Annotated in this window: 16 protein-coding genes and 1 tRNA gene; 12 read left to right on the top strand and 5 right to left on the bottom strand. The window is 41.0% G+C overall.

Annotated features, from left to right (window positions below):
- The first annotated feature begins 4 nt into the window (after positions 1-4).
- The 6 genes from KO530_RS12580 (at position 5) to KO530_RS12555 (ending at position 4,682) form a co-directional block, all read left to right on the top strand.
- On the top strand, positions 5-1,075 hold the full coding sequence (locus tag KO530_RS12580) for a murein hydrolase activator EnvC family protein (protein ID WP_252729243.1): 1,071 nt from the start codon (positions 5-7) through the stop codon (positions 1,073-1,075).
- A gap of 76 nt (positions 1,076-1,151) precedes the next feature.
- Positions 1,152-1,907, top strand: a complete 756-nt coding sequence (locus KO530_RS12575; RefSeq protein WP_216048793.1) for a divergent polysaccharide deacetylase family protein — start codon at positions 1,152-1,154, stop codon at positions 1,905-1,907.
- A gap of 26 nt (positions 1,908-1,933) precedes the next feature.
- Positions 1,934-2,872 (top strand): DUF808 domain-containing protein, encoded by a 939-nt coding sequence (locus KO530_RS12570; protein WP_216048792.1) that lies wholly within the window; start codon positions 1,934-1,936, stop codon positions 2,870-2,872.
- Between the two features lie 113 nt (positions 2,873-2,985).
- Positions 2,986-3,324 carry a VOC family protein gene (locus KO530_RS12565; protein WP_216048791.1) on the top strand — a complete coding sequence of 113 codons (339 nt, stop codon included), beginning with the start codon at positions 2,986-2,988 and terminating at the stop codon, positions 3,322-3,324.
- Entirely contained in the window at positions 3,321-3,710 is a 390-nt protein-coding gene (locus tag KO530_RS12560; RefSeq protein ID WP_216048790.1) for a hypothetical protein, read from the top strand. Before KO530_RS12565 ends, KO530_RS12560 begins: the two co-directional genes overlap by 4 nt.
- A 555-nt stretch (positions 3,711-4,265) precedes the next feature.
- Positions 4,266-4,682: a MerC domain-containing protein gene (locus tag KO530_RS12555; RefSeq protein ID WP_216048789.1), complete on the top strand. Its 417-nt coding sequence runs from the start codon at positions 4,266-4,268 to the stop codon at positions 4,680-4,682.
- Here the strand turns inward: KO530_RS12555 and KO530_RS12550 are convergent.
- The 4 genes from KO530_RS12550 to rsgA form a co-directional block, all read right to left on the bottom strand.
- Positions 4,660-5,364: a glycerophosphodiester phosphodiesterase gene (locus KO530_RS12550; protein ID WP_216048788.1), complete on the bottom strand. Its 705-nt coding sequence runs from the start codon at positions 5,362-5,364 to the stop codon at positions 4,660-4,662. The two genes, KO530_RS12555 and KO530_RS12550, sit on opposite strands and share 23 nt — an antisense overlap.
- A 35-nt stretch (positions 5,365-5,399) precedes the next feature.
- Positions 5,400-6,266 (bottom strand): DMT family transporter, encoded by an 867-nt coding sequence (locus tag KO530_RS12545; RefSeq protein ID WP_216048787.1) that lies wholly within the window; start codon positions 6,264-6,266, stop codon positions 5,400-5,402.
- A 5-nt stretch (positions 6,267-6,271) separates the two neighbouring features.
- Positions 6,272-7,132, bottom strand: coding sequence for an archaetidylserine decarboxylase (gene asd / locus KO530_RS12540; RefSeq protein WP_216048786.1), 861 nt, complete (start codon positions 7,130-7,132; stop codon positions 6,272-6,274).
- Between the two features lie 157 nt (positions 7,133-7,289).
- Positions 7,290-8,321, bottom strand: a complete 1,032-nt coding sequence (gene rsgA, locus KO530_RS12535) for a small ribosomal subunit biogenesis GTPase RsgA (protein WP_216048785.1) — start codon at positions 8,319-8,321, stop codon at positions 7,290-7,292.
- A 190-nt stretch (positions 8,322-8,511) separates the two neighbouring features.
- Between rsgA and orn the strand changes: the two genes are divergently transcribed.
- The 6 genes from orn to ilvN all read left to right on the top strand — a co-directional run bounded on the left by orn (position 8,512) and on the right by ilvN (position 13,200).
- Entirely contained in the window at positions 8,512-9,057 is a 546-nt protein-coding gene (gene orn / locus KO530_RS12530) for an oligoribonuclease (protein ID WP_216048784.1), read from the top strand.
- Between the two features lie 155 nt (positions 9,058-9,212).
- Positions 9,213-9,288: transfer RNA gene (locus KO530_RS12525), tRNA-Gly, on the top strand.
- A gap of 204 nt (positions 9,289-9,492) precedes the next feature.
- The gene (locus KO530_RS12520; protein WP_216048783.1) at positions 9,493-9,981 is read left to right on the top strand and encodes a DUF4442 domain-containing protein; all 489 of its coding nucleotides are present in this window, start codon (positions 9,493-9,495) and stop codon (positions 9,979-9,981) included.
- Positions 9,982-10,408: 427 nt separating this feature from the next.
- Positions 10,409-10,786 (top strand): DUF413 domain-containing protein, encoded by a 378-nt coding sequence (maoP, locus tag KO530_RS12515; protein ID WP_216048782.1) that lies wholly within the window; start codon positions 10,409-10,411, stop codon positions 10,784-10,786.
- A 198-nt stretch (positions 10,787-10,984) separates the two neighbouring features.
- Positions 10,985-12,703 (top strand): acetolactate synthase 3 large subunit, encoded by a 1,719-nt coding sequence (locus tag KO530_RS12510; protein ID WP_216048781.1) that lies wholly within the window; start codon positions 10,985-10,987, stop codon positions 12,701-12,703.
- A complete protein-coding gene (gene ilvN, locus KO530_RS12505; RefSeq protein WP_216048780.1) occupies positions 12,703-13,200 on the top strand; it encodes an acetolactate synthase small subunit in 498 nt (165 codons plus the stop codon). Before KO530_RS12510 ends, ilvN begins: the two co-directional genes overlap by 1 nt.
- A gap of 154 nt (positions 13,201-13,354) precedes the next feature.
- On the opposite strand, the gene KO530_RS12500 is transcribed toward ilvN, so the two are convergent.
- A complete protein-coding gene (locus tag KO530_RS12500) occupies positions 13,355-13,675 on the bottom strand; it encodes an EthD family reductase (protein WP_216048779.1) in 321 nt (106 codons plus the stop codon).
- Between the last annotated feature and the right edge of the window lie 40 nt (positions 13,676-13,715).

Below are 13,715 nucleotides of genomic sequence, written 5' to 3'. Positions count from 1 at the left end.
TTGTTTGTCTGTTAGTGCCCAACAAACTGAAGAATTAAAAGATATTCAGGCTCAGATTAAACAAAAACAGCAGCAAATTAAAAAGCAACTTGCCGAAGCAAAACAGTTACAGCAGCAATTAAAAGCTGCTGAACTGAATATCGCGCGAACAGTAGAGAAGATCGAAAATACCCGCAACGAGTTACGCAATAATCAGCGTCAACACACAGAGCTGGTTAATCAGCAAAAATCCTTACAATCACAAGTAAAACAACAGCAACAAGCCCTAGCAAGCCAGTTAAAAAGTATGTACATGGTGGGTGAAAATGATTTCGCTAAGATGTTGTTTAATCTTGAAGATGCATCAAAAATGGAGCGGACTTTTAGTTATTATCGCTACTTAACCGAGGCGAGAAAAAAACAAATTGATGCGTTTCGCAATTTAGTGACTGAACTTCGAGAGGTTTCAGAACAACTCTTAGCCAAACAGCATGAGTTGGAAATATTAGAAAAAGAACTAACTCAGCAACAAGTGCAACTTCAGCAGCAGCAAGATTTGCGACAAATTACGTTAACCAAAATTGAAAAACAAATTGATTCTGAAGCGGCAAAAATAGAACAACTACAAATCAATGAACAGGCGCTACTTAAAGCGATTGAAGAGGCTGAGCGTAACGCTAAGCAAGGGCCTTTGAACTTAACTGGATTAGCAGGCCTTAAAGGGAAATTACTATTACCGACGCAAGGTAAAATGCGTAATATGTTCGGTCGAATTCGACAGGGACAAATTCGTTGGAAAGGAGTGTTGTTTAACGGCAATACTGGGGCTCCCGTGCGAGCAGTGCATGCAGGTAGAGTTTTGTATGCTGATTGGCTTCGGGGGTTTGGTTTGGTTACTGTATTGAGTCATGGTGATGGTTATATGAGCTTGTACGGGCATAATCAGGCGTTGTTGAAAAAGGTTGGAGACACTGTGCAAAGTGGCGAAACCATTGCGCTGGTTGGGCAAAGTGGTGGACAAAGTAGCCCTAACTTATATTTCGAAATTCGTCACAAAGGGACGCCAATTAATCCAAGCCAATGGCTTAAAAAATAATAACTCACATGACATATACTAAGAATTAATCACTATCGTGCATTATATTAAAAAACAGTTACGCAAATTAGCCTGCATGGCTCTATTATATTTCCCAATGTTCCCCTTGTTGGCTGCGGAAATTGCGTTGATTATCGATGATATGGGAAATACTAAGCGTGACGAGGCGGCTTTCAACTTGCCTAAAGAGGTGGCATTTTCAATCTTGCCCCTTACCCATTTATCCGAAAAATTTTCCCGTAAAGCGGCATTCCAAAAACGCGACGTCATGCTGCATATTCCCATGGAGTCGCTGGCCGGAAAACGATTAGGTCCAGGAGCCTTAACCGCAGATATGTCTGCTGAATCTATTCGACAAACACTCATGCAGGCGCTGGCAACTGTGCCTGATGCTATCGGAGTGAATAATCATATGGGTAGTAAACTAACGCAACTTAGTTTACCGATGAATGTCACAATGAAATTCTTAGCTCAGCACCACCTATTTTTCGTGGACAGTAGAACAACGCGATATAGCAAAGCGCTAAAAATCGCGCAACAAAATGGTGTGTTAAGTGCACCACGCAACGTATTTTTAGATAATGATAGTCGAGTTGAAGAAATTGATGTTCAATTTCAACGATTACTCCAACTGGCCAAACAACACGGTCACGCAGTAGGGATTGCGCATCCTTACCCGCAAACTGTGGCCTATTTGCAAAAAGCTTTGCTGTCAGTCGACAAACTGAATGTACAATTAGTTACTATCAGCGAGCTATTGCATACTCAACACCTCGCAGTGGTCCAAGACGTAAATATAAAATCGCGTCGAGTATCATCTGAACTTGAATAAACTCAAAGCAGATAAAAGGAATAACCATGGCTGCTTCTAATCTACTCGCTTTAATTGATGATATTGCCACTATTCTTGATGATGTCGCTGTGCTTTCCAAAGTGGCAGCGAAAAAAACCGCCGGTGTCTTGGGGGATGATCTTGCTTTGAACGCCGAGCAAGTTTCTGGTGTAAAAGCTGATCGGGAATTACCAGTGGTGTGGGCTGTCGCTAAAGGCTCATTTTTAAATAAACTCATTTTAGTGCCTGCAGCTTTAGCAATTAGCGCATTTTTACCTGTGTTAATCACCGTTTTGATGGTTATTGGTGGCTTATATTTAAGTTTTGAAGGTTTTGAAAAGGTATTCCATAAGTTCTTCCACTCCAAAGAAGAGTTACAGGCCGAGCATGCAGAAAAGATAAAAGCTTTGGCAGATCCTAACGTTGATCTCGTTGCTTTAGAAAAAGATAAAATTAAGGGCGCAATTCGCACTGATTTTATTCTTTCTGCTGAAATAATTGTAATAGTACTGGGCACTGTAAAAGACGAAGTTTTCATGACCCAGTTGGCGGTGGTATCTGGGCTGGCGTTACTTATAACCGTGGGGGTCTATGGTCTAGTCGCTGGTATTGTGAAATTGGATGACTTGGGACTCTATCTACTGCGTAAATCGATAACCGGCAAGTTTGATACACTGCAACGCACCTTAGGTAGAGGACTATTAATGTTTGCCCCTATGCTGATGAAAACCTTAGCTATTGTTGGGACTGCTGCCATGTTTCTGGTTGGTGGTGGCATATTGGTGCATAGTATTCCAACTATTCATCATGTGGTTCATGAAATAGTCGCTTGGCTTGAAACCCTATTTGGCAGTGTTAGTCAAAGCGTTGCCCCAATTTTACTCGAAGGTTTAACCGGGGTAATGGCCGGTGCTGTAGTGATGCTTGTTGTGACCTTCGCCACTAAACTGAAAAAATCTTCCTAAAATGAAGTAATAGGTCGCTCAACAAAGCACAAAACCGATTGTTAACTTTATTATCATTTGCGTCGTTTGAGGCTATATTGATTATACAGTGATATAAAGTGAGGTTTTCCACTATGGAATTAGGACAATTTTCGGTTAGCTTGGCAGTGAAAGACATTGTTAAATCCAAAGCATTTTATGAAATGCTTGGGTTTATAACCCATGAAGGCTGTGGCAGCGTTGAAGATAAATGGCTGATATTACAAAAAGACACTACTGTTATCGGATTATTTGAAGGTATGTTTGAAGATAATATTCTTACGTTTAATCCCTTGGATGTCAGATCAATAGAAGCTCATATTCGTAAAAATGGTTATCCAATCGATTCTGAAACTCAAGGAGAGTCAGGGCCTGCCCACTGTATTTTAAAAGACCCTGATGGCAATGTAATTATGTTTGATCAACACCAATGAGTTGTTCAGAATTAACCTGCTGGAAATGTGGCAACCGTCTAACCGATGTTATATTTCCTATGTCTCGCCGAGAAGAATGTGCCAACTGTGGTGCAGATCAGCATGTTTGTAAAATGTGTAAAGATTACGACGGACGAGGTGGCTGCAATGAACCAAGGGCTGAGCAAGTAAGTGATCCTGAAAAGGCAAACTTCTGTGACTATTTCTCACCCTCTGGTAAAACCTTTGCTCAAACTCAGGATCACAAAGCACAGCACGCCAAAGCACAATTGGCCGCCCTATTTGGTGAAGAGCCCGAAGTGAAGGATGTGGCAGAATCTGAAGATAAACAATTAACGCCCGCGCAAATAGCCGAACAAAAGTTACGGGACTTGCTAGGGGATTAATGAATTCAGCGGAATAAATTACGTCCTATATTTGACATTTTTGGCTCGGATTCCATGGCCTAAAGACCATGCTACGGATTTCTGTTGTAGGTGGGTGCTTTAGCCCCGCAATGTGTTTGAGATATTCCATGGCCTAAAGACCATGCTACGGATTTCTGTTGTAGCTGGGTGCTTTAGCCCCGCGATGGCTTTGTGATATTCCATGGCCTAAAGACCATGCTACGGATTTCTGTTGTAGGTGGGGGCTTTAGCCCCGCGATGGGATTGAGATATTCCATGGCCTAAAGACCATGCTACGGATTTCTGTTGTAGGTGGGTGCTTTAGCCCCGCAATGTGTTTGAGATATTCCATGGCCTAAAGACCATGCTACGGATTTCTGTTGTTTAACCCAACAATTGGCCTATAAAAAAAACTAATAACGGTTGCATTTGAATGGAAATGTTATACTATAACGTCCCGGTTTTAATAGGGTAAGATTTAAACTTGATCTTATATCCTGCATTTAATGTAAAACTGAATTAAATAAGCATAACGTGAGAGGTTTAGTTAGCGCCATGGCAACATCTGAAAATAAATCAGTAATGGATAGAGTAGGGATCTGGACGTCCAGTATCTGTGCTTTGCATTGTTTGCTGTTGCCTATTCTCATTCCGCTTGTGCCCTTTGTCAGCGCGAGCTTTTTTGCTCAAGATTGGTTTGAAAAAACGATTCTGACCTTATCGATGATAGTAGGTTTCTGGGCCCTTCTTTTCGGGTTCTATCGATACCACAGACAATTATATCCAATATACAGCTTGCTCTTAGGTGGCTTAATTTATTGGAACAAAGATATGTTTGGTGAGGCTTATGAACCATTTACTATTGGTTTGGGAGCGCTACTGATCGTTGCAGCACATGTTGCCAATATTCGTTTGTGCAAAAGCTGCGATACTTGTCACGATTGTGAGTCTAGTCAACAGCCGAATCAGTAAGAGCTAATCTGGCATTGAGTGGATTATTGCAAAATACTGCGTCCACTCCCCATTTTTGCAATTGTAATAAGTCTTCAGGCTGATCAACGGTATAAACACCCATTTTAAGTCCTCTTCGTTTCGCATCGTAAACAAAATTTTTGTCTACAAATGTCACATCAGCATTAACAAACTCAGCGCCTAAGTTTTCAGCAAATGCAGCGTAGTCAACTGGCTTATTTGCAGTTAATGCGCCTATTCTTGAAGTAGGTGAAATCGTTTTAATGGCTTTTAGTAAATGATGATCAAATGACGAATACAAAATATTTGAGCATGGAATAGATAAGGTTATACAGGCTTGCTGAACGTATTTTAGGAGCAAAGGAACATCCCTAACGCCCTTCAATTCAATGTTGATTTGACAGGATTGACCGATACATTCTAGCGCTTCAAATAGGGTCGGTACTGTTTCCCCTTCTCCTGCATCTAATTTTCTGATTTGCTCAAGTAATAATGAATCTATATTACCAATGCCATTGGTAGTGCGATGAAGCCAGCGATCATGAATTAAAATAAATTCGTTTTGATGTTGGAATACATCAAATTCAATGCCATCGGCTTGCTGGGAAATTGCCGTTTTAAGAGCAAGTAAGGTGTTTTCTGGTGCCAGCGCACTGGCACCACGGTGAGCGTATATAAACACGTAAAATCCATTAATCGCTAGCCTAATAAAAGGAACTATTTGCGATGCAGTTTTTGGGCGTTTACAGTCTCGTAGATTGCTGCAGAAATTACCAGTGTTCCACCGAGAAAAGTTTGCCAGTTAGGTTTTTCATCAAGCACGATAATGGCCAGAATCACGCCATAAAAAGGCTGCATACAGGCTACCAATGCAAAGGTTTTAACCCGTAGATGTTTTAAGCTAGTCGCAATCAAGGCATGGGGTAGGGCGGTTAAAAAGATACCTAGCACCACTAACCACATATAGGTTTCACTACTGGCCGTGAAAAAGTCGTCGGAAACAAAAAATAACAGGCTAATTAATATCACTAACGTCTGGTAAGCCATTGCGTGGGAGCCAGAGTAGTGAGAAAAATACTTTCGATGGCATAAGTTTCTAAGTGCGTAAAGTACCGCAGAAAGCATGCCTATAAGAATTCCTAAGGTTACGTCATTTTTTAAAGAAATTTCAGGAACGATCAGGAAAATACCAATAAATACCACGATTGCGCTGACAACGTCCTGCCAAACTAAACGAATTCCTTCAAAGAACGGCTCTAACAAAACCGCGATAACGGGGAAGGTGAAAAGTGCAATCATACCAACTGACACTGACGAGTACTGCATGGCTGCAAAATACGTTACCCAATGCGCTGACATCAACAAACCAAGGGCTAAGGCAACCCAATAATCCTTAATATTATTAAGGCGCAAGCTAGCCCCTGAGAGCTTGACTAACAATGCCAACACAATACAAGCAACCAATGAACGCCCAAATGTAATATCGGTAGCGGACAGAGGAATAATTTTAGACATTAATGCCGTGGCACCTAACAATATTACGGTTAGGTGCAAAGACCATAGGCTTCGTTTTACTGGATGCATGAATCTTAGTCTTTTAGCGTGGCGAAAACTTCACCTAGTCGTGTTGTGTCACCGTTGGACTGACCGTTGAACTCGATCATTTCCGGTTCAAAACAGGCAACAATAGTAGAGCCCAGTTTGAACAGTCCCATTTCCTCGCCTTTGGCCAAAGTAATGGTATTTTCGCTATCTTTGGGATAACGCCAATGTTGAACATTTTTCCCTGCAGGGGGAGTTACCGTACCAGCCCAAATTGTTTCGATACTGGCAACTATAGTTGCACCTACCAATACAATGGCGAACTTACCGTGCTCAGACTCAAATACGCATACAACACGCTCATTGCGGGCAAATAGTCCTGGTACGTTTTCGGTGGTGAGAGGGTTTACTGAAAACAGCTCTCCGGGTACATAAATCATGTCCGTCAGTACACCGTCCATAGGCATATGGATACGATGGTAATCTTTCGGTGATAGATAAATGGTAGCGAATTTTCCACCTTGAAAAGGTGCAGCAATATCTGGATTACCACCTAAAAGAGTAGTCAGACTGTAATTATGACCTTTGGCTTGGAAAATGGTATCAAAATCAATGTCGCCCAATTGACTTACTGTGCCGTCTACTGACATCGCTAATTGCTTAGGATCATCACAAATTGGGCGCACACCTTCTTTTAATTCTCGGGTAAAAAATTCATTAAATGTGCGGTAGTGGTCAGGCTCTGAAAATTTAGCCTCTGACATGTCAACGTTATATTGTTTAATAAACAACTTAATCAATGCGGTGGTTAATCCACCTGCTTCACTAGCTGCCAGCTTACCCACTAGTCTGGATAGCAGGTGTTTAGGCAATATGTATTGTAACTTAATTTTGAACCAACTGATCAAGACCGGAGCCTCCGTAATTTCGACCAATTTATTGTATCGTATATTGTAATTTTAGTCTGAGAATGAGTCGGTCTAACTCATGCCATTTTGATGGGGAGTAGAAAAACGCCCCATTTTTAGGGGCTTAGAAGCCTATTGTGGAAACAAAAGATTACATTTAAGTTGGAATTGCGCGGTTTGGTCTGTTGTCTTCCATTGAAGATAATATCTTATGGTAACTGGCATATCGTTGCTGAGATATTTCGCCATTTAACGCTGCCTGCTTAATGATACAACCCGGATCATCTAAATGCTTACAGTCTCGAAATTTACAGCCGCCAATATAATCTCTAAATTCAATGAATCCTGAGGTCACTTTTTCTACAGGCAGATGCCAAAGAGCGAATTCCCTGACGCCCGGCGAATCAATAAGATCTCCGCCTCCTGGGAAGTGTAACATTTTAGCCGCAGTGGTCGTATGTTGGCCTAAACCTGAATTGTCTGAGATATCGCCAATTGCCTCATCTGCATCAGGGAGCAATTGATTGACGATACTTGATTTCCCCACTCCTGATTGACCTACAAATACGCTAATTTTGTCTGATAAAATGTGTTTAAGTTGTTCTATACCTTCACCGGTTTTACAACTGGTAAGTAACACTTGGTAGCCTATATCTCTGTATATTTGTAGTTCTTTATCAACGGCTAAACGTGCATCTTCATCTAGCATTTCAATTTTGTTTAACAGCAAAACAGGTTGAATCTGAACATCTTCAGATGCAACTAAGTAACGATCAATAATATTCAATGAAAGCGCCGGTAAAACTGAACTCACAATTATGATTTGGTCGATGTTGGCGGCAATTGGCTTAACACCATCATAAAAATCAGGTCGAGTGAGAACGGAAGTTCGGTCATGGACTAATTCAATGATGCCGCTCACCCCTTCATTGACATCTTTGCCGGGACGAAATTCAACTTTATCACCGCAAACCACACTGCCAATAGTGCGTCGCATGTAGCACTTGGTGATTTCCCCGGATTCATCTTGTACGTCAGCATGTTTACCAAAACGTCCAATAACGGTTCCATTTCGGCTATCAGCTAATTGTTCATCGTTTTGAAAAGACTCTTTGGTGGAAAGCCTTTTTTGACGGTTGGTAGAGACCTGTCGTTTTTGTTTTTTTGTTAACTTTGGTTTTTTTGCCACGTTTACTTTACTTAATTTGGCTCGTAAGACTCATACATGTTAACGTCAGCGCGTGAATTTTGATAATATTTTATTTGGCTTGGCTTATCGGCAAGCTAAATCCTGAAAGATACGCTTGGTGAGATAGATAGTTTAAAACTGTCGAATAGTTGAAGAAAAAACCAGTTGGCCCATTAATAAGGTTTGTTTTATGCCATTAAATAACGAAAATTTAGTTTGGATAGATCTTGAAATGACCGGACTTGAACCTGAAACCGATGTCATTTTAGAAATTGCTACTATTGTCACCGACAAAAACCTCAATGTTCTAGCAGAGGGGCCGGTTTTAGCGATTCATCAAAGCAATGAGATACTCGACAACATGGATGCTTGGTGTGTTGATGTGCACGGTAAGTCGGGCTTAACAGATCGTTGCAAAGCCAGCTCAATAGATGAGAAAGAGGCAGTAAAACAAACAATTGCATTTTTACAGCAATATGTTCCCAGTGGAGCTTCCCCATTATGCGGTAACACTATCGGGCAAGATCGTCGATTTCTTGTGAAATATATGCCAGACCTAGAAAACTATTTTCATTATCGCAGTATTGATGTCAGTACATTAAAAGAGCTAATTAAACGTTGGAAGCCTGAAGTTTTGGACGGATTCCATAAAAAAGGTACTCATCAAGCCTTAGATGATATTCGAGAGTCTATCGAGGAATTAGTTTATTACCGTCAGCATGTGTTCAATATATAAGCGTAATGATTATATTTTTAGCAATTAAAGCAACTTAACTAAATTAATTGAAAATAACACTTGATTCGTTAAATTATTTTTGTACAATGCGCACCCGGTTTAGGATGAACCGAAAGCAAAACGGCAAATCAGGAATTGCCAACCACCACCAAAATGCGGGAATAGCTCAGTTGGTAGAGCACGACCTTGCCAAGGTCGGGGTCGCGAGTTCGAGTCTCGTTTCCCGCTCCAATTTTCTAAATGAAATCTATCTATACATCTAAAGATAACTTTCCCAAACAGGGAATCTGTTATTACTTTACTCGTTCCTGATAACCATAACTTCACTGTTAACCGTTCTTCTTGAGCGTCGAAGTTCAGCGATTATTTTAGCTTGATACTCATTATAAAATAGCTCACACTCTCGTGGTCCAACCAGTAAGTGGAGAATACACCATGTCAGTTAAAAGCCCGTTAAAACAATTTGTCGATAAAGCCAATCAATACCCTCAATGGCTGAGTCAATTTCTGATGACAACTTTGTTCCGCTATAAAGTAAAGTTGGTGGGCACTGCTAAAATCGACATTGTTGAAACGGACGGGGTCTCTGCAACCTTAAAATTGAAAAATAGGCGCAAGGTTCGTAATCATATTGGCACTGTTCATGCGGCTGGTATGGCGTTGTTGGCTGAATCCGCCACCGGATTTGTGGTTGGTATCAATTTACCAGCAGATAAAATTCCGTTAATCAAAACGATGAACCTGAACTATGTCAAACGCTGTACCGGAGATATTACTGCTAAGGCGTGGCTGACTGAGGAACAAATTGAATTAATGCAACACCAGCCAAAAGGTGAAATTGCAGTGCAAGTTGTGATTACTGATGGAGCAGATATTGTACCCCTTGAAGCTGAGATGATATGGGCCTGGGTGCCGAAAAAATAACCCTCCAATTGGCAAATCTGCCGTCCCGGCTCAAAAGGGATAATACAATGCTCAAAATCAGAACCAAATTGGGGCTTGGTATATAAATTATTTATCAACTTTCTTAGCCAACAAGTACGAATTTGAATAAGCGTTTTTTTCTATCCGTAATTTTTCCTTTTAGCCTCGTTTCAATAGTTCTTTTGGCCTATTTTATGCTAATGATTTATGCACCTAAATAGTTCATTAACCTCAACCCTGTAGCGGATCTGCGACGAATTTTACCCGACTTTAAATTGTCATCAAATTTTTATTGACACTAGGTCGTTTTGGTTTTATTTATCCACTTGAATAGACGCACCAATTTGTGTTTTTGTTGTGAATTGCAATAACCAATTTGGAACCAGTTTTTAAGATTGATTATTTTTTGTTTTTTGGGATGTCCATCATGGCAAATATTACAAGAGATTCTTTGACAAAACGCGTTTTCAGCGATGTGAAAAATTATCCTTACGGCTTTTCACGTTCTGGAGACTTTTCGATTAATGAGAGCAAGGCGTTAAGTCAATACGGTGCCTTATATGCTGCTTTAGTAGATGGTGTTATTTCACCTGAAACCGAAGAAGATCAGCACTTTATTGAATCGGCATTTGGAAAGGTAGAACCTGAAACTGTTTCGGAGCGTGCTTGGTTAAAATACCAAAAACGCATTAGTCGACCAAAACTGGGCAGTATCTACGGCAACAAGCCTTCTCATCTGAATGACGACGACGAAGACGCGTCAATAAATGACGATGTAGAGTTAGAAGTGGATATGGATTCCTAAAAGCGTGTAAATAAAATGTAAATTCATCCTATTTATGGCTATTTTAAGCTTGATAATAGGATGTTCATCCTAAAAAAACGGTATATTGGGATATATATCTCACTTTATGCCGTTTTGCTGTTTTATCTTCCTAATCTGTCACGTATAGTCCCTCTATAAATCTAACAGTCACTAATTAATTACACAGGAGGATGTCTGGTGGAAATGATGTCAGGTGCAGCTATGGTAGTTCGCGCCCTTAAAGATTCTGGAGTTACGCATGTGTTCGGATACCCTGGTGGTGCCGTTCTCGACATTTATGATGCTTTGTATGCACAAGATGACGTCAAGCATGTACTCGTCCGCCACGAACAAGCCGCAGCCCATATGGCTGATGGTTATGCTCGCTCTACAGGAAAAACTGGTACTGTTTTAGTGACATCGGGACCCGGAGCAACCAATACAATTACCGGTATTGCCACTGCTTATATGGACTCAATTCCTATGGTTGTGTTGTCTGGTCAGGTGCCTTCAATGCACATAGGTGAAGATGCATTCCAAGAAACTGATATGGTGGGTTGTTCACGTCCAATCGTAAAGCATAGTTTTTTGGTTAAACGAGCAATCGATATTCCTATGGCCATCGCTAAAGCATACTACATCGCTAATACCGGCCGTCCAGGTCCTGTGGTTGTTGATTTGCCAAAAGATTTAGTGAATGTGCTTGAATCTCATCCTTATGAATATCCTTCTGATGTGACTATGCGTTCTTACAACCCAACGTTGAAAGGACACAGTAAACAGATTAGAAAAACTGTTGATACTTTAGTTAGTGCAAAAAGACCTGTGCTTTATGTTGGTGGTGGTGCAATTACCTCTGAAGCCTCTGCATTAATTACTGAGTTGGCTGAGAAACTTAATGCCCCTGTAACTTCGACGTTAATGGGCTTGGGAGCGTTCTCAAGCGTACATGAGCAGTTCGTTGGCATGTTGGGTATGCATGGTACTCTTGAAGCTAATAAAACGATGCACAACGCCGATTGTATTTTTGCGTTAGGCGCACGCTTCGATGATCGTGTGACCAACAATGTGGAAAAATTCTGTCCCCATGCAACTATTATCCACGTTGACATCGATCCCGCGTCAATTTCTAAAACCGTTGCTGTGCACATACCTGTAGTCGGTTCCGTTGATAAGGTTGTTGAGCAAGTATTAAGTCAACTTAATAAAAAAGACTTATCAGGACAGAAACAAAAGCTTGCGGATTGGTGGAATCAAATCAATTCGTGGCGTGATCTCAAGTGCTTAGATTATCAGAAAAATGATGACGTCATTAAGCCACAGCAAGTTATCGAAGCATTGTATAAACATACAAACGGTGATGCATATGTGAGTTCTGATGTTGGTCAACACCAGATGTTTGCTGCGCTTTATTATCCTTTTGCAAAACCGAGAAGATGGATCAATTCAGGTGGTCTTGGCACCATGGGCTTTGGTTTGCCTGCCGCCATGGGTGTTCAAATGGCTAATCCTGAAGCCGTTTCCGTAGTGGTAACGGGTGACGGTAGTATTCAAATGAATATCCAAGAGTTATCTACTTGCTTGCAATATAACTTGCCAGTCAAAATTATTTCATTGAATAACCGCGCGTTAGGCATGGTAAGACAATGGCAAGATATGATTTATAAAGGTCGCCATTCTCATTCGTATATGGATTCTATGCCTGATTTCGTTAAATTGGCTGAAGCTTATGGCCATGTTGGCATTAAAGTTAATCATCCATCTGAGCTTGATGAAGCAATGGAGAAGTGTTTTGCCTTAAAAGATCGCTTGGTCTTTATGGATATAGCAATAGATCAGAATGAACATGTATATCCCATGCAAATCAAATACGGTGCTATGGATGAAATGAGATTAAGTAAAACGGAGCGTACCTGATGAGAAGAATTATCTCTGTATTGATGGAAAACGAACCAGGTTCATTGTCACGCATTGTGGGCGTGTTTTCTCAACGTGGATATAACGTTGATTCACTGTGCGTAGCACCTACTACAGACTCAAGCCTTTCGCGTTTGACCATAGTGACCCACGGTGATGACAAAGTGATTGAGCAAATTACTAAACAGGTAAACAAGTTAATAGATGTACTAAAAGTTACTGATTTAACCGATGGAACCCATGTTGAACGTGAGTTGATGCTAATTAAAGTTGCCGCGAAAACGGATTTAGTGCGCTCTGAAGTGAACCGCACTGTTGATATTTTTCGCGCTCAAATAGTGGACACAGATGCAAAAAATTACACGATTCAAGTAACTGGAACGAGTGATAAATTGGATGCGTTTGCGCAAGCCATGTGGGCTCAGACTGAAGTTATTGAGTCTTCCAGAACGGGAGTTTGTGGTTTGGCTCGCGGTGAAAAGTCACTAAGAGTATAGATTGTAAAACAGTAAACTGTAGCTGGGACGCCCGTCCCAGTTACAGATTTAAGTCATTACCCAAAGCCCCTCGGCCATTATAATCCATTTATGCAACTAGCCAATGCTATGGTTTAGTTCAATTCCATGGCCTAAAGTCCATGCTACACCTGATTTATTTGGCGTCGCTTCCAGTCAAAATTACCGGCGCGCCACCAGTTGAAATGCGTGTTGCGTCACCCGCTACCTCTTGCATCTCGGCACTTTCCAATGTTTGCTGCAACACCTCTGCTGAAGGAAAGGGCATGGAAAACATTTGATAGAATGGGGATGGGTTTTGCGGTTGTGAATCAAATTTGGTTACAGTATAAGGTTTATGGTCTGTGGGGATGTTCATTTTCTCATGAAGCAACGATATATGTGCTGGATAATCGATCTCGAATTGAGCCACATCAGTTGGTTGAGGGTATAAAACAACTAATTTAACTTCTGACATAATGCATTTCCTTATTATTAATAGTTCTGCAACGGCATTG

Origin of the sequence: Aliiglaciecola lipolytica (assembly GCF_018860635.1) — a bacterium.
In the GTDB taxonomy this organism is placed as follows: domain Bacteria; phylum Pseudomonadota; class Gammaproteobacteria; order Enterobacterales; family Alteromonadaceae; genus Aliiglaciecola; species Aliiglaciecola lipolytica_A.
Note: the sequence above shows the minus strand (reverse complement) of the source record. Positions and strands in the feature narration are given on the sequence as shown.

What these genes read in the sequence shown, in the direction of transcription:
- ilvN (WP_216048780.1), top strand. Translation starts at nt 12,703, where the DNA reads ATGAGAAGAATTATCTCTGTATTGATGGAAAACGAACCAGGTTCATTG.
- KO530_RS12500 (WP_216048779.1), bottom strand. Translation starts at nt 13,675, where the DNA reads ATGTCAGAAGTTAAATTAGTTGTTTTATACCCTCAACCAACTGATGTG.
- KO530_RS12545 (WP_216048787.1), bottom strand. Translation starts at nt 6,266, where the DNA reads ATGCATCCAGTAAAACGAAGCCTATGGTCTTTGCACCTAACCGTAATA.
- KO530_RS12560 (WP_216048790.1), top strand. Translation starts at nt 3,321, where the DNA reads ATGAGTTGTTCAGAATTAACCTGCTGGAAATGTGGCAACCGTCTAACC.
- maoP (WP_216048782.1), top strand. Translation starts at nt 10,409, where the DNA reads ATGGCAAATATTACAAGAGATTCTTTGACAAAACGCGTTTTCAGCGAT.
- KO530_RS12520 (WP_216048783.1), top strand. Translation starts at nt 9,493, where the DNA reads ATGTCAGTTAAAAGCCCGTTAAAACAATTTGTCGATAAAGCCAATCAA.
- KO530_RS12570 (WP_216048792.1), top strand. Translation starts at nt 1,934, where the DNA reads ATGGCTGCTTCTAATCTACTCGCTTTAATTGATGATATTGCCACTATT.
- orn (WP_216048784.1), top strand. Translation starts at nt 8,512, where the DNA reads ATGCCATTAAATAACGAAAATTTAGTTTGGATAGATCTTGAAATGACC.
- KO530_RS12575 (WP_216048793.1), top strand. Translation starts at nt 1,152, where the DNA reads ATGGCTCTATTATATTTCCCAATGTTCCCCTTGTTGGCTGCGGAAATT.
- KO530_RS12555 (WP_216048789.1), top strand. Translation starts at nt 4,266, where the DNA reads ATGGCAACATCTGAAAATAAATCAGTAATGGATAGAGTAGGGATCTGG.
- KO530_RS12565 (WP_216048791.1), top strand. Translation starts at nt 2,986, where the DNA reads ATGGAATTAGGACAATTTTCGGTTAGCTTGGCAGTGAAAGACATTGTT.